General features: G+C 59.4%; 20 protein-coding genes. 13 read left to right on the top strand and 7 right to left on the bottom strand.

From position 1 onward, the window contains the following. Positions 1 to 372: 372 nt before the first annotated feature. Both VSR72_RS03630 and VSR72_RS03635 read right to left on the bottom strand, forming a co-directional pair. Positions 373 to 1,224 (bottom strand): oxidoreductase, encoded by an 852-nt coding sequence (locus tag VSR72_RS03630; RefSeq protein ID WP_342951066.1) that lies wholly within the window; start codon positions 1,222 to 1,224, stop codon positions 373 to 375. Positions 1,225 to 1,357: 133 nt separating this feature from the next. After that, complete coding sequence (locus VSR72_RS03635; RefSeq protein ID WP_342951067.1) at positions 1,358 to 1,744, bottom strand: MerR family transcriptional regulator; 387 nt, start codon at positions 1,742 to 1,744, stop codon at positions 1,358 to 1,360. An 87-nt stretch (positions 1,745 to 1,831) separates the two neighbouring features. On the opposite strand from VSR72_RS03635, the gene VSR72_RS03640 reads away from it, so the two are divergent. After that, on the top strand, positions 1,832 to 2,740 hold the full coding sequence (locus tag VSR72_RS03640; RefSeq protein ID WP_342951552.1) for an alpha/beta hydrolase: 909 nt from the start codon (positions 1,832 to 1,834) through the stop codon (positions 2,738 to 2,740). Positions 2,741 to 2,823: 83 nt separating this feature from the next. On the opposite strand, the gene VSR72_RS03645 is transcribed toward VSR72_RS03640, so the two are convergent. After that, positions 2,824 to 3,195: a helix-turn-helix domain-containing protein gene (locus VSR72_RS03645; RefSeq protein ID WP_342951068.1), complete on the bottom strand. Its 372-nt coding sequence runs from the start codon at positions 3,193 to 3,195 to the stop codon at positions 2,824 to 2,826. A gap of 164 nt (positions 3,196 to 3,359) precedes the next feature. Between VSR72_RS03645 and VSR72_RS03650 the strand changes: the two genes are divergently transcribed. Further along, on the top strand, positions 3,360 to 4,211 hold the full coding sequence (locus VSR72_RS03650) for an alpha/beta hydrolase (RefSeq protein ID WP_342951069.1): 852 nt from the start codon (positions 3,360 to 3,362) through the stop codon (positions 4,209 to 4,211). A gap of 46 nt (positions 4,212 to 4,257) precedes the next feature. Here VSR72_RS03650 and VSR72_RS03655 read toward each other — a convergent pair whose 3' ends face one another. Continuing rightward, positions 4,258 to 4,869, bottom strand: a complete 612-nt coding sequence (locus VSR72_RS03655; protein ID WP_342951553.1) for an isochorismatase family cysteine hydrolase — start codon at positions 4,867 to 4,869, stop codon at positions 4,258 to 4,260. A 656-nt stretch (positions 4,870 to 5,525) separates the two neighbouring features. Here VSR72_RS03655 and VSR72_RS03660 point away from each other — a divergent pair. The 5 genes from VSR72_RS03660 (at position 5,526) to VSR72_RS03680 (ending at position 11,622) form a co-directional block, all read left to right on the top strand. Next, complete coding sequence (locus VSR72_RS03660; RefSeq protein ID WP_342951070.1) at positions 5,526 to 6,995, top strand: PucR family transcriptional regulator ligand-binding domain-containing protein; 1,470 nt, start codon at positions 5,526 to 5,528, stop codon at positions 6,993 to 6,995. Between the two features lie 116 nt (positions 6,996 to 7,111). Then, positions 7,112 to 8,512, top strand: a complete 1,401-nt coding sequence (locus tag VSR72_RS03665) for an amino acid permease (RefSeq protein WP_342951071.1) — start codon at positions 7,112 to 7,114, stop codon at positions 8,510 to 8,512. 112 nt (positions 8,513 to 8,624) lie between these two features. Then, a complete protein-coding gene (locus VSR72_RS03670) occupies positions 8,625 to 10,007 on the top strand; it encodes an FAD-dependent oxidoreductase (protein WP_342951072.1) in 1,383 nt (460 codons plus the stop codon). 14 nt (positions 10,008 to 10,021) lie between these two features. After that, complete coding sequence (locus tag VSR72_RS03675) at positions 10,022 to 10,372, top strand: cupin domain-containing protein (protein ID WP_342951073.1); 351 nt, start codon at positions 10,022 to 10,024, stop codon at positions 10,370 to 10,372. Between the two features lie 125 nt (positions 10,373 to 10,497). After that, positions 10,498 to 11,622, top strand: coding sequence for a branched-chain amino acid ABC transporter substrate-binding protein (locus tag VSR72_RS03680; RefSeq protein WP_342951074.1), 1,125 nt, complete (start codon positions 10,498 to 10,500; stop codon positions 11,620 to 11,622). Positions 11,623 to 11,755: 133 nt separating this feature from the next. On the opposite strand, the gene VSR72_RS03685 is transcribed toward VSR72_RS03680, so the two are convergent. Together VSR72_RS03685 and VSR72_RS03690 are read right to left on the bottom strand one after the other, a co-directional pair. Continuing rightward, on the bottom strand, positions 11,756 to 12,085 hold the full coding sequence (locus VSR72_RS03685) for a hypothetical protein (protein ID WP_342951075.1): 330 nt from the start codon (positions 12,083 to 12,085) through the stop codon (positions 11,756 to 11,758). Further along, positions 12,021 to 12,764, bottom strand: coding sequence for a GntR family transcriptional regulator (locus VSR72_RS03690; protein WP_342951076.1), 744 nt, complete (start codon positions 12,762 to 12,764; stop codon positions 12,021 to 12,023). Before VSR72_RS03690 ends, VSR72_RS03685 begins: the two co-directional genes overlap by 65 nt. A 326-nt stretch (positions 12,765 to 13,090) precedes the next feature. Between VSR72_RS03690 and lhpI the strand changes: the two genes are divergently transcribed. From lhpI to VSR72_RS03720, 6 genes are all read left to right on the top strand, one after another. Continuing rightward, positions 13,091 to 14,008: a bifunctional Delta(1)-pyrroline-2-carboxylate/Delta(1)-piperideine-2-carboxylate reductase gene (gene lhpI / locus VSR72_RS03695; protein ID WP_342951077.1), complete on the top strand. Its 918-nt coding sequence runs from the start codon at positions 13,091 to 13,093 to the stop codon at positions 14,006 to 14,008. An 82-nt stretch (positions 14,009 to 14,090) separates the two neighbouring features. Further along, on the top strand, positions 14,091 to 15,212 hold the full coding sequence (locus VSR72_RS03700; protein ID WP_342951078.1) for a branched-chain amino acid ABC transporter substrate-binding protein: 1,122 nt from the start codon (positions 14,091 to 14,093) through the stop codon (positions 15,210 to 15,212). A gap of 20 nt (positions 15,213 to 15,232) precedes the next feature. Beyond that, positions 15,233 to 16,240, top strand: a complete 1,008-nt coding sequence (lhpH, locus tag VSR72_RS03705) for a trans-3-hydroxy-L-proline dehydratase (protein WP_342951079.1) — start codon at positions 15,233 to 15,235, stop codon at positions 16,238 to 16,240. A gap of 220 nt (positions 16,241 to 16,460) precedes the next feature. Beyond that, the gene (locus tag VSR72_RS03710) at positions 16,461 to 16,766 is read left to right on the top strand and encodes a hypothetical protein (protein WP_342951080.1); all 306 of its coding nucleotides are present in this window, start codon (positions 16,461 to 16,463) and stop codon (positions 16,764 to 16,766) included. Between the two features lie 38 nt (positions 16,767 to 16,804). Further along, positions 16,805 to 17,056, top strand: coding sequence for a hypothetical protein (locus VSR72_RS03715; RefSeq protein ID WP_342951081.1), 252 nt, complete (start codon positions 16,805 to 16,807; stop codon positions 17,054 to 17,056). Between the two features lie 123 nt (positions 17,057 to 17,179). Continuing rightward, positions 17,180 to 17,521: an H-NS family nucleoid-associated regulatory protein gene (locus VSR72_RS03720; protein ID WP_342951082.1), complete on the top strand. Its 342-nt coding sequence runs from the start codon at positions 17,180 to 17,182 to the stop codon at positions 17,519 to 17,521. A gap of 6 nt (positions 17,522 to 17,527) precedes the next feature. Here VSR72_RS03720 and VSR72_RS03725 read toward each other — a convergent pair whose 3' ends face one another. After that, positions 17,528 to 18,166 (bottom strand): NUDIX hydrolase, encoded by a 639-nt coding sequence (locus VSR72_RS03725; protein WP_342951083.1) that lies wholly within the window; start codon positions 18,164 to 18,166, stop codon positions 17,528 to 17,530. Positions 18,167 to 18,171 lie beyond the last annotated feature (5 nt).

Below are 18,171 nucleotides of genomic sequence, written 5' to 3' on the forward strand. Positions count from 1 at the left end.
GCAAGAAAACGGCAGCCTCAAGCCTCGGCCAACGTGAGCGGGACAACGCTTTGGATGACAACGCCCTCCCCACGCACTCCGCCAGCTTACCCGTATTCCAGTTGGTAAAGTTGGGCAAGCGGATGCAGCGGAACGCCGATTCACCGTCCACGGGCAAACGTGGCAACACGCGAGCCGCTCCCAGAGCGCCGTCTTTTCCTGCATCAGGAGCTGAAAGCCGCGGTATCTGCATTTTTGGAACGGCCAACAGGCATATTGACTTGAACGATTTCGTGCCGCTATCGATGCGCGAGCAACCATCTCCAATCTTCCCGCGCCAACCACGCCAACGAAACTTGCCGTCGATTTCAGCCTGTTCGCTTTCCGGACCGGTTAAGCCGCAGGAAAGTCGGTTCCTTCGGACAGTTCGCGCCACGTTTCAAAATTCGTGCGCAGAGCGTCGAGGCGCTTGAGTGCGACGTCCAGTGCGGATTTTCCGAGGAGCAGACGCAGCGGCGGCGTTTCCGATTCCATCGCTGCGATCAGGGCTGCCGCCCCCTTGACCGGGTCGCCCGCCTGACGCCCTGAACTGGTCGTTGTCGCCTCGCGTCGCTTGCCAGCCGTTTGCGCATAGTCGTCGATAACCGTACTCGAGGCAATCATCGAGCGACCGGCCCAGTCTGTGCGAAAAGCACCGGGCTCGACGATCGTCACCGCAATGCCCAGTGGCTTGACTTCGTGGGACAGTGATTCGGATAGCGCTTCCACAGCAAACTTGGTTGCGTGGTAGTAGCCGGTCGCCGCGAAAGCAACCAACCCGCCAAGCGAAGAGAAGTTCACGATATGGCCGCGACGGCGAGTCCTCATCCCTGGCAACACGTTCCGGGTGACTGCCAGCAGGCCGAAGACGTTGGTTTCGAACTGAGCGCGAATGGCATCTTCTTCGCCCTCCTCGATTGCCGCGAGATAGCCGTCGCCCGCCGCGTTCACAAGCACGTCGATGTGACCGAACCTTGTCTGCGCGGCTTCAACGGCTTCGGCAATCGACGCGGAGTGCGTGACGTCCAGATGGACCGTCATGGCACGCTCTGGATATTGCTTCGCAAGGTCGGCCAATGCTTCGGGCTTTCTTGCCGCCAATACAACTCGCCATCCGCGCGCCAGCGCCAGCTTTGCGACCTCAAGCCCTAACCCGGACGAGCTTCCCGTAACGAACCATACTGAGTCTTTTGGAAAAGCTGCCATCGTTGCATCCTCATTGTCGATAATGTTCGAGCAATGATGGGGCGGCGACGCGTTCCTGCGTTAGTCCATTAATCTCGTTGTCTTGCACAATCCTGCGAGATCGCTTCCTCCAGCCGGGATATGCAGTCTCGCCTCAATCAACAGGCGGGAACGTTCCCTCCGACAAGGTTTTGATGAGCCTCGCACGACGCTTCTCGAGATCGGCGATCTGGCGATCGATCGTTTCCAGCCGTTGCCGCTGGACTTCGGTGATCTGGTCACACGAACGCGCCCCTTCGATCAACAGCATACAGTCCGGAAAACTGCGAATGTCCTCGATGGTGAAACCTGTCGCGATCATTCGCTGAATCTGCCTGACCTGCGTGACCACCTTAACGGGAAACATGCGATAGCCATTGCTCGCACGAACCGTGGCGAGCAGACCGTGCTCGTCGTAATGCCGGATCGATCGAACGCTCGCGCCGGTGCGCTGCGAAAGCTCGCCGATCGACAACAATTCTTCTGAAGGCATCGTGTTCATGAAAAACAGAGTAGCACGATTCACTTGACTCTCACACCAATGTGAGGGTTGAGACTGGGTGCACTGTTCACTATCGAGGAATGCACGATGTTCACCCGATTGTTCACCCTGCTGCCGCTTCTCGCGATCACGGCAGCGACACTGTTTGCAGGCGCACCAGACGCGCACGCGGCCCCTGCTGACTATACGGTTACTTCCAAAGACGGTGTGAGGCTGGCCGTCCAGGAAAGCGGTAACCCTAACGGTACTCCGGTTATTCTGATTCACGGCCTGCTCGGCAGCCGCCTGAACTGGGCCGCGCAAGCCCAGAGCAATGAATTGCGCCAATTCCGCATCATTACGTACGATCTGCGCGGCCATGGGCTTTCGGATAAACCTTCGGGTGCCGAGTCGTATCACGACGGACGCCACTGGGCCGACGATCTCGCAGCGGTCATCGCGGGTTCGCACGCCAGGAAACCCATCCTGGTCGGCTGGTCGCTCGGGGGCGTTGTGATATCGAATTACCTTGCAATGTATGGCGACCACGACATCGCAGGTGCCGTATATGTAGATGGCGTGGTCGAACTTACGCCCGAACAGATCGTCAGTCATCCCGAAGTCTATCGGGACATGACTTCTCCCGACCTGAAAACCCATCTCGACGGCGAGCGGACGTTCGTTGGCCTGTGCTTCAACCGGCGGCCAGACGCTGAAACGTTCGACCGTCTGCTCGCCAACGCTGCGATGGCGTCGTGGGACATGCAAAAGGCAATCCCGACGATGACGGTATTCGCGGCCAAAGGGCTTAGCCAGGCGCGCGTACCTTTGCTCTTCATCTACGGCGGTCGCGATGCGCTAGTCAACACACCCGCTGCGCTGGCGCGCGCAAGCGCAATGAGTCCTCGGGTCGTCAGCAAGGTGTACGCCGAGTCCGGGCATGCGCCTTTCATCGAGGAGCCCGATCGCTTCAATCGCGATCTGGCCGAATTCGTTAGATCTGCGTCCGGGCAGTGAGACAGCAATACGCGAGGGAACAATCATGGCACTTGAAGTAGAGCGAAATGATGAGCACGATTTCGCGCCTGTGCCTGGTTGCATCACCTACTTTCCATTTTGTCGTAGGCATCCCGAGCACGCTCGATCTCCTCCAGATGCTTGATCGACCACTCATATACGGCGCCAAACGGCACCTGCAGCGTACGCCCTAGTTCGGTAATCGAATATTCGACAGCTACCGGCGAGGAATTGATCACTTCGCGCGCAATCAGACCATTGCGCTCGAGACGCCGCAGCGCCTGCGTGAGCGCCTTATGGGTGATGCCTTCAAGCCGCCGCTTGATTTCGTTGAAACGGGTTGGTTGCTCCGCGAGCAGTGTGAGGATCATCACCGACCACTTGTTGGCCACCTGATCAAAGAATGAGCGGGCAGCACAATCCGCAAAGAACACCGCGTCTACTTTGCAAGCCATGCAGATATCCTCCTGTATATCTACGCACTTCGTGGTGCGTAATTGACCGTAGATTTCCAACGTATACCATAGGTATCACGCAAATTGCTTCGCGCCGCGCGTCGGATTTGAGGTCCGCTGCAGCGCAAAGCCCCAATCGGCTCGATCACCACGGAGATCATAAAATGGTAGCAGTACAGAATAATTCATCATCCATCGATATAGCCGATTTCGTCATCGCAACGGCTACACCGCCCATACCCACCGCACGACTTTCTGCAAGAGATGTCGGCACAGGAAAGAACCTGATGTTCTTGCACGGCTGGACCTGCGACTCTCGAGACTGGACAGGTCAACTCCCCTTCTTCGAGAGCCACTATCACGTCGTTTCAGTCGACCTGCGGGGACACGGAGAGTCCGAAGTCATGCCGTCCGGCGCTTATTCTCCAGAGCACTACGTCGCCGACATCGAGGCGTTGATTACGACACGCTACGCGAATAAGCCATTCATCATCATCGGACATTCGATGGGCGGCCAGATAGCAGTGCGCCTCGCGGCGCGCCGGCCGGACCTGGTCAACGCAGTCGTCTCCCTTGACGGTGCGCTCGGATTTTCGGACGAAGCCGCTGAAGTCTTCGAGAGAACTGCAAACGACCTGAATTCGGACGATCCGCGCGGTGTGGTCACGGCCTTGTTCGGAAGCGTGTACGGACCCGCGACCGATCCGGCCCACAAGCGCCGCCACGCTAGCGGGCTTCATGCGTTGCCCCCGCACGTCATCCGGGAATCGTTTGCTCCCTTGTTCTTCGGTGCCGATCAGGTAGGCATCGGGAGTGCGAGCGCGAAATTCTGCGCAGGCATCACGGTCCCCTTCTATCACCTCTGTGTCGATCCGGTTCAGGCCGACCGCATGCGGCCGTGGTTCTCCCATCCGAAGTCGAAAGTGCAGGCATGGTCCGAAGCGGGTCACTGGATCATGCTGGACCGCAAAGATGACGTGAACGCCGCCGTGGCCTCATGGATCGACTCGCTCTAGCCGATTGCCCTTTTCTGACTTTAAGGATTGCGATGTCAAATTCCGTCTAGGCGAGCAGCAGCAAGGCGTCCGCGAGCGAGAGTACCGTGGTGCGCGAATCGAAAGCGGTGGAGAACAGATGTTCATGTACCACCTGATCTGGGTCGTAGCAGCAATCCTTGACCGTGTACAGACGGAAGTCTGCGTCGCTCGCATACGCGACCGACGACAGTACAACGCCAGTCGATGCAATGCCGACCATGATCAGCGAGTCGACACCTTGTGCGACAAGTCGTGCTTGCAAGTCGGTGCCGAAGAACACACTGGCCCTGTGCGCGACGATGACCGGTTCGCAAGCCCGCGCGCCCAACTCCGGCGACGTCTGGTCGTGGACGAAGAGACCGAGTTGCTTGATTCCCTGCCCATTCTTGTTCAATGGGCTGACTTCCGGATAGCCTGGACTGAAGCGGAGGTTGGCGAAATAAAGGCTGACGCCCTTGGTCCGCGCCGCGTCGCAAAGCTTGCGCGTATTGGCAAGCAAAGCCGGCGCGACCGATGGAAAGAGCCCGAGAATGTCGGTCTGATAGTGCATGACGAGAAGCGCGGTATGCGCCGGCGCGATTGCTGGAATCTGCGAACCCTCGCGATCACCGCTACTGGCACTCAAGCTGGTTGCCATTGCGCCAGCCAATGCGTTTTCCTGACTCACGACTGCCCCCACACAATGGCCGCTGGCGATGCGACCGTCTCCGTTTACCATTCTCCTGTCTTTCGACACGCGGTTCATATTCACAAACAGCGAAACGTTGAATGCAGAGAATCATCCATTGGCAAAACGACGCTCCGCTGCTGTGGAAAGCGGATCGTTTCTTCTCCAGAAAGCCGGCGCCGTTTCCCGATCACAGCGGGTGCGCCTCCCTCGGATCCAGCCAGGATCGAGTTGTGTCCATCGCGCCACTCCTTGCATTATCCTGCACCCAGGATAGTCCACACTCGCGCCGACGCCAAGTCATTTGCGGACCTTCCCCGACAAACATTCTCAACTCGTGATTTCACGGTAGACCCGCGGCAGCACGCAGTTGGACTGTGTTGTCGGTCGGTGTAGTCGTGGTCAAGTCTGTAGCGCCGACGATTCCGACCAGTCGGCATGCGAGGAGACCGCAACGTCGCCTGATAATGACCATAGGCTCGCACCTCGGCATCGTGGCATGCTTAACCGGTTCAGGCTTGGTCCGCTTCAAAGTGACGGCCTGATACACCGGATGCCGACGACGGTCAACGTGATTTTTGAAGGCGTTCAAATCATCTCCTCTATCTACCTATCAAGTGCAAGTGATGATTACCGTCCAGGAGTTACTCGATACCCAATCCCTGAAACTAACGGCACTTGCTGGCTTGTCCGGACTGGCGCGGACAATCACTTGGGCCCATGCCGTTGACCTTCCCGATCCCTGGAGATGGATTGCCGCCGGCAACCTGGTCATGACGACGGGTGTGGGGGTGCCGCGCAATGCTTCGGACCAGATTATCTGGCTGGAGAAGCTGGCGCGCAGCAATGCAAGTGCTTTGGTCGTCGCACGCCAGGCCGATGCGCCGGAACTGTCACGCGAGATGCTCGATGCGGCAGACCGACTTATGTTCCCGGTGCTGGAAGGGAGCTTCGAGCTTGAATTCGTGCAGTTGTCGAAGCATGTGATCGAGAGTGTGCTACAAGCCCAGCGCGACCGCTTCAGGGCCAGCGAACAACTGTTCGAGACTTATGCGAGCGCACTGCGCGAAGTGCCGGACATGGCCGGACGACTGACCGTTCTATCGGATCGGCTGCGACTCGGGCTGGCAATCGAAGATGCCCGCAGCGGCTCGATCATCGTTTCCTCAAGTCCCTTGCCCTCTTCTGTCGAGACCAACCCGGTCTTTGTAGAACGCGTCGCTATCGGTGGCCGGGCGAAAGCGGACCTGGTCATTCACCGTCGCGACGCGCAAGCGTTGCAGGATCCGCTGCTGGTGCGCTCTCTTCTCGGCCTGCTCGAGATCGAACTGGAGCGGATGATGATCGACCGCGACAACCTGCGAGATGAAGGCGCGGCGCTCTTGCGCAACCTGTTGAAGGGCGAAGCTGAGTTTTCCTTTCGCCCCATGCTGGAGCGCCGCGGGTTGACGGGCACACTCGTCGTACTCGCGATCGCTCCCGGAAAGCAAGGGCCATGGAGCGTAGCCGAGATCCACCATGCGCCGCCTTTGCACGCCAGCACGCCCTTGCTGCTCGACGATGACGTGTTGCTCGCGCTGGCTCAGGATCACGTCGACACGCTGGAATGCCTGCGGTGCGGCTTGGGCAGGGGCACCGTGGTCGGTATCAGCGGGCCCGTCACGGAGGCAGCCGGCTTTCGCGAGAGCGTGCGCCAGGCGCGCCTCGCGCTGGCACAGGCACAAGAAGTCGGGAAGGATCTCGTGCGCTACGGAGAAGTCGAAACCGGCTACATCACGATGCCGAGGTCGCTTGCCGAGGCGAGCGCGTTGGTTGGCCGCTATCTCGGTCCCGTGATCGAGTACGACCGCGTCCACGGTACCGCCCTGCTCTCGACGCTCATGACGTTTCTCGAGAACGACGGCAACTGGAAATCCGCCGCCTTCCACCTGGCGATCCACCGCCAGACCCTTGTCTACCGCCTGAAACAGATCGAGCAGCTCACCGGCGTCAAGCCGACCACAACCGACGGAATCACGCGGTTGTGGCTGGCCCTTCAGGCTGGTAAGGCGGCCAATCTGTTGTCTGACGCCACTTTGAAATCATCAGACGGATAGTCATACATTTGTATAAGAGCCGTCCCTCAAAACGAAATTTTGCGCATAGCCTGGCCCGCGCGCTTTGCTTTTAATGGAGGTAACAAAAGACACATTTCGTTCCCAGGAGACAACCCATGCCTATCCAGACGGAGCTCGATCCGCGGCTGAAACACGCTCTGAAAACCCGGCACATCAGTATGCTGGCGCTCGGAGGGGTAATCGGAGCAGGCTTGTTCGTAGGGTCTAGCGCAGTCATTGCATCGACCGGACCCGGCGCGTTCATCACCTACGCCATCACCGGGTTGATCGTCGCCCTGATCATGCGCATGTTGGGCGAAATGGCGGCGGCTCAACCCATGAAGGGTTCATTTGTGGACTATGCGCGCCTCGCTTACGGCGATGTCGCCGGCTATGCGATGGGATGGCTGTACTGGTATTTCTGGGTGATCGTGGTCGGGTTCGAGGCCGTCGTAGGCGGGCAAACCATTCATGCATGGTTGCCCACCCTTCCCGTCTGGATCATCTCGCTAGGGCTGATGGTGATGATGACGGCGCTCAATCTGTTGTCCGTCAAATCGTTCGGTGAAGCTGAATACTGGTTCGCTGGCGTCAAGATCGTAGCCATTGCCGCTTTCCTGATCATCGCGGGCGCCTACGTCTTCCATTGCTGGCCGGGATCGACAGCAACGTTCTCCAATCTGACCGCACACGGCGGCTTCTTTCCCAAAGGCGTGGGCAAGCTGTTCACAGGCGTCGTGGTCGTGATCTTCTCCATGACAGGCGTGGAAGTCGCGACCATTGCCGCTGCCGAATCCGAGCATCCTGAGCGCAACGTTCGCCGTGCAGTCAACACGGTGATGGCCCGCATCCTGATCTTTTTCGTTCTTTCGGCGTTCTTCATTGTCGTTGCTCAGCCGTGGACAGACATCGTGCCAGGCCAATCCCCGTTCGTGGCGACGCTCGAGAAGATCGGCATCCCGGGCGCCGCAACCGTATTGACAGCCGTCATCCTCGTGGCCGTGCTGTCCGTGCTCAACGCTGGACTCTATACATCGTCGCGTCTGCTCCTGGTTCTCAGTTCGAACAACGAGGCACCGAAGTGGGTGGGACGTGTCAATGGACGCGGCGTACCTGCCCTGGGAGTCATCGTTTCGACACTTGTCGGATATGGCTGTGTGGTGATCGCGGCGCTCTGGCCCGATACGGTCTTCCTGTTCCTGATCAACTCGTCGGGTGCGGTGTTTCTGTTCGTCTATCTGATGATCTGCCTGTCACAACTCAAGCTGAGAGGCGAATGGGAACGTCGCGGCGTGCTGAAGCTGCGTATGTGGGGCCATCCGTGGCTGCCGCTCCTCGTGACTCTCACCATCGTCGCCGTACTGGTCAGCATGGCGCTGGATCCGAAGACCCAGATCAGCCTTCTGCAAAGCATCATCGCACTGGTCGTCATCCTGGCCTCCTACCCGGCGTTCTGCGTCAAGGCCAAGCGAAAGCAGTCGCGGACAGCGACACCATCGGCAGCAAGTCGCACCTGACGCCGGAATCGACGAATCAACCTACACCTCGCGCCTGCACGGTAATCGTCGCAGGCGGGAAATGCGCCCCCCGGATTGCATGAACAAGAACCTGGATTGGTAGGAGAGACGGATGCCATCCGCACAAGAACTGACGCAGCTTCCAAACCGCCCGCTGTGGCATGAGACCTCGCGCGCGCGGAACATGCTGGACCGCGAAGAGCAGGCCGATGTCGTGATCGTCGGCGCAGGTTATACAGGGTTATGGACTGCGTACTATCTGCTGAAGGCGCAGCCATCGCTAAACGTTGTTCTGCTGGAGCGCGAAGCGGTTGGCTTCGGCGCTTCTGGCCGCAACGGTGGCTGGGCGTCGGCGATATTTCCGATCTCGCTCGAACGCGTGGCGCAAATGTATTCGCACGCCGCGGCATTGCATTTGCAGGCAGCGATGAACGATACAGTGAACGAGATTGGGCGCGTGCTCAATCTTGAAGGCATCGATGCCGACTATGCAAAGCAAGGCTTTCTTTCCCTTGCACGGAGCCAGCCCCAATTCAATCGAATTCAAGCATCAGTCGATGCTTCGGCTCGCTTTGGATTGCCGGATCAATGGCGCGCGCTCAGTGCCAAGGAAGCTTCTACGCGAATCGGAGCCCAGCATGTGCTGGGCGGCCTTTACACCGAACACTGCGCGCTGATCCATCCTGGCAAGCTGGTGCGTGGACTGGCAGCCGTTGTGGAAGCAATGGGCGCGCGAATTTTCGAAAAAACAGCCGCGCTCCACATCGCGCCGGGACAGGTGAGCACGGCGCATGGCAGCGTCAAGGCGAGAACGGTTGTGCGTGCAACGGAGGCATTTTCCTGCCAGCTCCCGGAGAGCAGTCGCTCCGTCATTCCACTCTACTCGCTGGTGCTGGCAACAGAGCCACTGCCTCGGGAGCTTCGCCAGCGGCTAAGGCTCGATCATCGACTCGCTTTCAATGACATGCGCCACCTGAGGGTTTACGGACAGGTGACGGCGGAAGGCCGACTGGTGTTTGGTGGTCGTGGCGCCCCATACCGGTTCGGCTCCCGAATTGCACCGGAGGATGATCTGGTCGACAAGGTACATGCCAACATCCACGCCGCGATGCTCGAGTTCTTTCCCGACCTGGCCGATGCCCGCATCACGCATCGCTGGGGCGGCGCGCTCGGCGTGTCGCGAGACTGGTGTCCGACTGTGAGCATGGACAAAGACGCGCGTATTGCCTGGGCGGGAAATTACGTCGGCGATGGCGTCGCAACGAGTAACCTCGCCGGCCGCATCTTGCGCAATCTGATTCTCGATCGCAATGAGGAGATCAACCAGTTGCCCGTGGTCAACCATCGCTCACCGGCGTGGGAGCCCGAGCCTTTTCGCTGGATTGGCGTCAACGGCGGTCTCACAGCGGCGGGCTTCAGTGATTTTGAAGAGCGTGTAACCAACCAGCCATCGCGTACAGCACGAGTCCTCGAAAAGCTGACGGGTGCGCATTGAAAAAGGAGTGATACATGACGCAGTTCACCATCGTCAAAGCCGCCGATATTGCTTCGGCCCGACTCGCCTCAGCCGGTCAGCGCGCCGGGGCCGATAGCGGCGATCCCCAGATTGCTGTCAAGACTGTTGCACCCGAGGCGGTTGGCAATCTGGGGATTTGGGAATGTCAGCCAGGAGGCTGGCCAGTGATCAACCGCCCCGACACCGAATTTACGTACATCATCTCCGGCCGCGCGAGACTCACCGATGACTCGACGGGTGAAGTGACCGAGATCGTCGGTGGCGACCTCGTGATCTTGCCGCCCGGTTGGACGGGGCGCTGGGATGTACTGGAGCCCGTTCGCAAGATCTACGCGATTTATTGAAGCTGATCGGCGGGCATCGAAAAAGCAGCGAGTTCGACATGCCGGCGGCCAGGTGACGTTTTATTTAGCTGAGAAGCACAGACTGCAGCGTATCGATAAAACTGACTATTGTTTGGAGACAAATCATGCGTAAATTCATTATTCTTGGCGCGACGGCCTGCACATCGGTCGCTCTAGCGCTGCCGTCAATGGCACAGGAAGTTGTCGTCATCGGGCACTCGGCCCCGCTAACGGGGCCGCAAGCGGCAAACGGCAAGGACAATGAATATGGCGCGCGGCTGGCTATCGATGAACTGAATAAAAAAGGAGTGCTGATAGCAGGCAAGAAGGTGACTTTCAAGCTGGAGTCACAAGATGATCAGGCCGACCCCAAAACAGGCGTTCAGGTTGCGCAAAACTTCATTGACCGCAACGTCGTCGCTGTCTTGGGGCCGTACAACTCAGGCGTGGCGATTCCTGCGTCTCGGGTCTACAACAATGCGGGGGTTCCTCTCCTGCCTGTCGCTTCAAACCCCGCGATTACGAAGCAAGGCTTCAAGAACATTTTCCGGATCGGCGCCAGCGACGCCCAACTTGGCGGGACGATGGGAGACTTTGCAGCCAGGGAGTTGAAAGCCAAAACGGTTGCCATCATCGACGACCGTTCTGCGTATGGGCAGGGAATCGCGGAACAGTTTGAGGAATCGGCCAAAGCAAACGGCCTGGAAATTGTCGACAAGCAATTCACCAACGGCCAGGCAGTCGATTTCCTCGGCATTCTCACGGCGCTCAAAGCCAGGAACCCCGACGTGATTTTCTTCGGCGGCTACGCCTCTCAAGCCGCGCCGATGGTTAAACAGATGCGGCAGCGTGGTCTGAAAGCGAAGTTACTTGGAGGAGACGCCATCTGTACAGCCGACATGGGCAAAGTGGCTGGCGATGCGGCATCGATTGTCTACTGCTCTCAAGGCGGGACCGCCCTGGACCAGACCGAGGAAGGCAGGAAATTCATTAAGAAGTACAAGGACACCTACCATACGGACATGCAAGTTTACGCGGTCAACTACTACGATGGCGTCAAAATGTTGGCCGATGCCATGACGAAAGCAGGGACAACGAGTGACAAAAGCAAACTGATCGCACAGCTGGCGAACGAACAATACAAGGGGATCGCCGGCACGTACTCGTTCGATGGCGAAGGCAATCTAAAGGGCGCGCCAACAACCGTGTATGTCATTCGAAACGGATTGCCCGTTCCTTATGTCAGGTGAGCGAAGACTTCAGGGACTTTGCTGAAATAGCCGGGTACCTGTTCAAGCGTACCCGGTCGATAGTCCTGTCCGACGAAGGGCGCCTTTTTTGCGCGGGCGAAGGACTCGTTCATCAGCCATGCATGGCTTGCCTTCACTCGCAGCGGCGTTTTCCCGTCACGCGACGCAACAGGGCGACGCCGTCCTCGGGCCACGCATCACCGCGCCACGCGACATGCTGATCGGGGCGGATCAACACGTAGCGCGCCCGCGCCATGCTGCGCGGAAAACACTTTGGGGCACATTGACAATCGTGGGCAGATGTTGGGGCGAGCAGAGATATGCGTGCGACGCATATGGGACATCTGCAAATACAGAGCGGCGACTGGCATCGCGCGCCATCGCCGCTGGAAAAGCATTTATTGCGGCGTGATATCTCTTTGCACCCGATGAATATGCTGCTCGACATAGAACGCCGCCGCATCGGCGTCGCCGCAGACAATGGCTTCGTAAATGAGCCGATGCTCAGCAACGTAGAGCCGAATGCGCGCCGGGTCGTAAATCCCATCATCCTTGAGCCGTTTCCACAGCGACTGGTCCATGGTCGATGCGATTTCTTCTGCGAGCTTCGCCAGCAGCACATCGCCTGTCATCACCGCCAGTTGACGATGAAATAGCCTGTCGCTGTTGTTCCACAGCGCCCGCTCCTCGGGCGTCGCAACGTCCGTCAACGTTTCCATCTGGTCCAGATAGTGCTCGGCCAGTCGGTCTCGTTGCTTGCGTGCCGCCGCTCGCCGTGCAATTGCGGGCTCGAGAATCAGGCGTACATCGAGCGTGGCCGACGGGCTGAAGTCCGACGCGGATTCGCCGGTCGCGGTTTCTGCGCTCGGGGCCATGGCAAGGATCTGGTTGGCCGCAGAGGCCACGTAAGTGCCCGAGTTGGGCTTCGTCACGACCAGGCCTTCGTTCTGCAATGCCCCGATCGCTTCGCGCACGGCGGGCCGCCCTACGCCAAAGAGCGTGGCCAGCTCGCGCTCGGACGGCAGCCGGGCGTCCGGCAGGAATCGACCGCTGCGGATTTCGCCCCGGATCTTTTCCGACACCTGTTCGTATATCTGCAGTGGTCGAAAGTTGCCTTCAAGTTCGAATCGAGCGGATGCCATCGTGGGTTCTCAGTGCGCGGTGCGGTGGTTCCAAAAATATACCACTTTTGCGACCACCTCTTGCTACCCGCAATGGTTAGCCCTTGTAGAAGCCGCGAGAGTCGGGACGTCAGCGAACCAATTTTCACGATCCAATCACCTTTGTAACGCATTTTGGTCTATAGAAAGGCCACGATAGCGCCAAATATACGTAAATTGGCTTGCCATTCACCCAGTAGTGGTATAGATTCGTTCCACACCGAGCCCAACGAAATTGGGCGACCTGGAGCCAGAGACTTGTCTGGCTAACTGCATCGGCATCTGAGACCCAAATCCAAGGCTTCCGAATGACCTCACCCGACATCCAGAATTTCGACGCGGCAGCGACGGCTTCGCTGCTCGACTACCGCCTTCTCGTGCGCGTGCTGGCCGAGACCATCGTCGAATACAGCGCGGGCAAGGTGGTGAGCCCCGAGCGGCTCGCCATTCCCATGCAGGAAGGCGGCTTGATGTTGTCCATGCCGGCGAGCGCGCCCGACATCGCAATTCACAAGCTGGTCAATGTCTGCCCGGCCAACGCCAGTCGACAGTTGCCGACCATTCACGGTCAGGTCGTCGCATACGATGCGTTCACGGGCGAAATGCGTTTCGTCCTTGACGGGCCGACCGTAACGGGGCGCCGCACCGCTGCGGTGACCGCACTCGGCATCCAGACCCTGCACCCAGCACCGCCTCGGGAAATCGTCATTATCGGAACCGGCAAGCAGGCAGCCAATCACGCCGAAGCCCTCGCCGCCATTTTCCCGGAAGCGCAGTTGCGGGCAACGGGCAGTTCGAAGGCCGCTGCGGACGAATTCGTTGCACGCAATCGCCCGGTAGCGCCGAATCTCACCGCGCTTGCCGACGCCGCCATTCCGGAAAGCGCAGATGTCGTCATCACCCTGACCACCAGCAAGACGCCGGTGTATACGGAGCGTGCCCGCACGGGCCGCCTGGTCGTGGGCGTTGGCGCGTTCACACCCGATGCGGCGGAAATTGCGAGCGAGACTGTCAACGCGAGTGCCCTGGTGGTCGATGACCCCGTCGGCGCAAAGCACGAGGCCGGAGACTTCATCCTGGCCAACGTAGACTGGAACGCCGTTTCCCCGCTGGCCGCAGCCCTCGCCGGGGACTTCAGGACAACGAAACCCATTCTGTTTAAAAGCGTAGGCTGTGCTGCATGGGACCTGGCGGCGTGCCGGGTCGCACGCGACGCCCTGCGCTAAATGTCGTTGGTGACGGCGCCGCGCCGCCACAGCAGTCGCTCAAGTTCGATTTCGCCTGGCAGTCCAATAATCTGGAGACATCATGCGCCGCATCGTCACAACCCTGGCCGTCCTGACGGCCGCCGGCTTCAGCTTCACCGCCCATGCTCAAACTGTCGTCACCATCGGTCACTCCGCGCCGCTTACGGGCCCGCAAGCGCCGAACGGCAAGGACAACGAGAATGGCGCCCGTCTCGCCATCGACGAACTGAACAAGAGCGGCGTGACGGTCGACGGCAAGAAAGTAACCTTCAAACTGGATTCGGAAGACGATCAGGCGGACCCGAAGGTCGGCGTCCAGGTCGCGCAAAAGCTGGTTGACGGCGGCGTGGTTGCCGTCATGGGCCCGTACAACTCCGGCGTGGCGATTCCCGCATCGCGTGTCTATAACGCCGCCGGCATCCCGATTCTCCCCGTGGCGTCCAACCCGGCGCTGACGAAACAAGGCTTCAAGACCATCTTCCGCATTGGCGCAAGCGACGAGCAGTTGGGCGGGACGATGGGCCAGTTCGCTGCAAAAACGCTGAAGGCGAAGACCGCAGCGGTCATCGACGACCGTACGGCGTACGGACAAGGTGTGGCGGAGCAGTTCATCAAAGAGGCGAAAGCCAACGGCATCCAGATTGTCGACCAGCAATTCACCAACTCGGCGGCGACTGACTTCCTGGGCATTCTCACCGCCATCAAGGCCAAGAATCCGGACGTGATCTTCTTCGGCGGATACGCGGCACAGGGCGCGCCGATGGCCAAGCAGATGCGCGCGCGCGGACTGCGCGCCAAGCTGCTGGGTGGCGATGGCATCTGCTCGGCCGACATGGGCAAGGTTGCGGGCGAAGCGGCGTCTATCGTGTATTGCGCGCAGGGTGGCGTCGCGCTGGACAAGACCGCCGCTGGCCGTGACTTCCTCAAGAAGTACAAGGACGCCTACCACACGGATACGCAGGTCTATGCCGTCAACTACTACGACGGCGTGAAACTGCTCGCCGACGCGATGGTCAAGGCCGGCACCACCACCGATAAAGCGAAACTTGTCGCCCAACTGGCCAAGACCAACTATAAGGGCGTCGCAGGAACTTACTCCTTCGATGCAAACGGCGACCTGGTGGGCGCGCCTACAACTGTCTACATCATCAAGGACGGCCTGCCGGTGCCCTACGGTCAGTGAATCAATAGCGTAAAAACATCATGAAGACTACTCGCACCATTTCGACTGTCGAAGTGCATACCGGCGGCGAGGCGTTTCGCATCGTCACCAGTGGACTGCCTCGCCTCCCCGGCGACACGATCGTGAAGCGCCGCGCGTGGCTCAAGGAAAACGCCGACGAAATCCGCACCGCGTTGATGTTCGAGCCGCGCGGTCACGCGGATATGTACGGTGGCTATCTGACCGAACCGGTCAGCCCGAGCGCCGACTTTGGCATCATCTTTCTCCACAACGAAGGCTATAGCGACCACTGCGGACATGGCGTGATCGCGCTGTCCACCGCAGCGGTCGAGCTTGGCTGGGTTCAACGCCAGGTTCCGGAAACGCGTGTCGGTATTGACGCCCCATGCGGTTTCATCGAAGCATTCGTGCAGTGGGATGGCGAACACGCCGGCAACGTGCGATTCGTCAATGTCCCGTCGTTCATCTGGAAGCGCGATGTGAGCGTCGAGACACCGTCCTTCGGTACGGTGAAGGGCGACATCGCTTTCGGCGGCGCGTTTTATTTCTATACCGACGGCCAACCGCACGGCCTCGCAGTGCGCGAGTCGTCGGTCGAGGAACTCATTCGATTCGGCGCCGAAGTGAAGGAAGCCGCGAACAAGGCATACCCCGTCGAGCATCCGGACATTCCGGAAATCAATCACATTTACGGAACCATCATTGCCAACGCACCGCGTCACGAAGGCTCGACGCAAGCCAATTGCTGCGTGTTCGCGGACCGCGAAGTGGACCGCTCACCCACTGGTTCCGGCACCGGCGGACGCGTCGCTCAGCTCTATCTGCGTGGCGAACTCGGCAAGGGCGAGACCCTTGTGAACGAGTCCATTATCGGCACCGTTTTCAAAGGACGGGTGCTCAGCGAAACGACAGTCGGCGACTTCAAGGCAGTGATTCCGGAAGTCGAAGGCAACGCGTTTGTTTGCGGCTTCGCCACCTGGATCGTGGACGAGCGCGACCCGCTGACTTACGGATTCCTCGTGCGGTAAACGTTTCCTCCTCGTGGTACCAGTTAGCGCGGATCGCTCTGAATGAGCGTCCGCGCTTTTTTTTGCTCATTCGAACCCGTCGATGGAGCCCTTTTGGACTCACCCGAAATAACGCGCCGTTACGAAACTCGCACCGCCGTTGCACCTGTGTCCGATCCCGCCGCCTACACTCCGAACCGTGCTTACCAGAAACGCACGACACGTGCGAAGGAGTAAAGACATGAAAAAGACGATTCTCGGCGTGGTACTGGGCGCAGCCGCACTGGCAGCGTCGAGCGCAGCGTTTGCGCACGTAGATGTGGCTCTGGGGATCGGCCTGCCTGGCGCCGCCTATGCCCCGGCTCAGCCGGTCTATGTCGCTCCGCCGCCGGCTGTGTATGCGCCTCCTCCGGTCGCGGTCGCCTGGCGCGGCGACGATGACTGGCGCGCGCGTGAGTGGCGGGAACACGAATGGCGAGACCACGAACGGCGCGAACACCAATGGCGTGAGCGCGAGTGGCACGACAATGGTCGCTGGGGCCATTGAGCCGGTTCCGAAGCTAGAATTTCACACAAGTGATTATCATGAACGTCAATAATCGAATCAGGACGCTTGCTGCGGCTGCCACTTTAGGACTGGCGGCAGCCGGAACAGCACACGCCGCCGGCTGCCTGAAAGGCGCTGTCGTGGGTGGCGTAGCCGGACATTACGCGGGCCACCACGCCGTTGTTGGCGCCGTCGGCGGGTGCATCGTGGGCCATCACGTTGCGAAGAAGAATGCGGAGGAAAGGGCCGCACAACACGAAGCCGCCCGCTCCCAGAAGTTGAACACCTGATTTCCGGCTGGGACTTTCGCTAGTGCCGCCGGGAACGCCCTTTTAAGCTGTGATATCCTGGCGGCACGCGACTTGCGCTATATTCTGCTCTAGAGTTGCATTCAGAGCGAAGCACAACTAGAAATGGACGAACGAAAACGCGAAAGCATCGTGGCCTATCTGCGCCGCCGGATGGCCGAATTTGGAATCGAACCCGACGATATTGCTGCCTCAATTGCTGCGGATGCCGCGCAATTGCGAGCCGCTCGTTACCGGGACGCGGCAGGCCACACGTGGGACGGAAAAGGCGACGCCCCGCGGTGGGTGGTGCAGGCGACTAGCGCGGGGCAGTCGCTCGAGCATTTTGCAATCGGCGAAGCGGCCGAACCGCAGCCGGCCAAGGCGCCAGCCGTGGACTGGCGGCAGGACCCATTTGCCGGCAGTCGTTTGGCAACTGTAAGCGCAGAGCACACAGGCGCTGCCTGAAAATCTTCAGTCGAATTCGACGTTACTGTTATTGCGCAGTTCGTCCAGTCGACGAATTTGCTCCGGCAGAATTCGCCCTTCCGACAAGGCCGGAAGGTCATCGACATCGAAGAATTGAGCGGCGTCGGTTTCGGCTCCGGATATCTCGCCCGCTCGAACGATTTCCCCAAGAAAGACCAGCTTCCAGATGTGAAACACGGAAGGCGGATGGCCGTGTTTGAGCATATCCCACACGGCCAGCAGTCGAATGATACTCACCGTGTATCCGCTTTCTTCACGAACCTCTTTTACCGCGTTTTCAGCGGGCGAAACGCCTATGTCTGCCCAGCCTCCGGGCAGAGACCATAATCCATCGACGGCTTCTCGCACGAGAAGGATTTGGCCGGCTTGATTAAATACGGCGCACCGAACATCGAGTTTAGGATTCGCGTATCCCGTCTCGGGAGTAAAGAGCGCGGCGACATCGCCTGTTTGCATGGAGGCCATTTCCGCGATTTGCCGATGCGCGATGTCTGCGATTTCGGCGTACCTTTCCGTGTCGAAGGGACTCGTCGAGTAGTGCAAACCCGATTGCGCAAGTGCCAGCAGCCGGCGAGCCTGCGCAAGACGTGCTCTCAGCGATTCTTGTTCGGAAGGCTTAGGCATCGTTG

This window comes from Paraburkholderia sp. JHI869, from assembly GCF_038900775.1.
Lineage (GTDB): Bacteria > Pseudomonadota > Gammaproteobacteria > Burkholderiales > Burkholderiaceae > Paraburkholderia.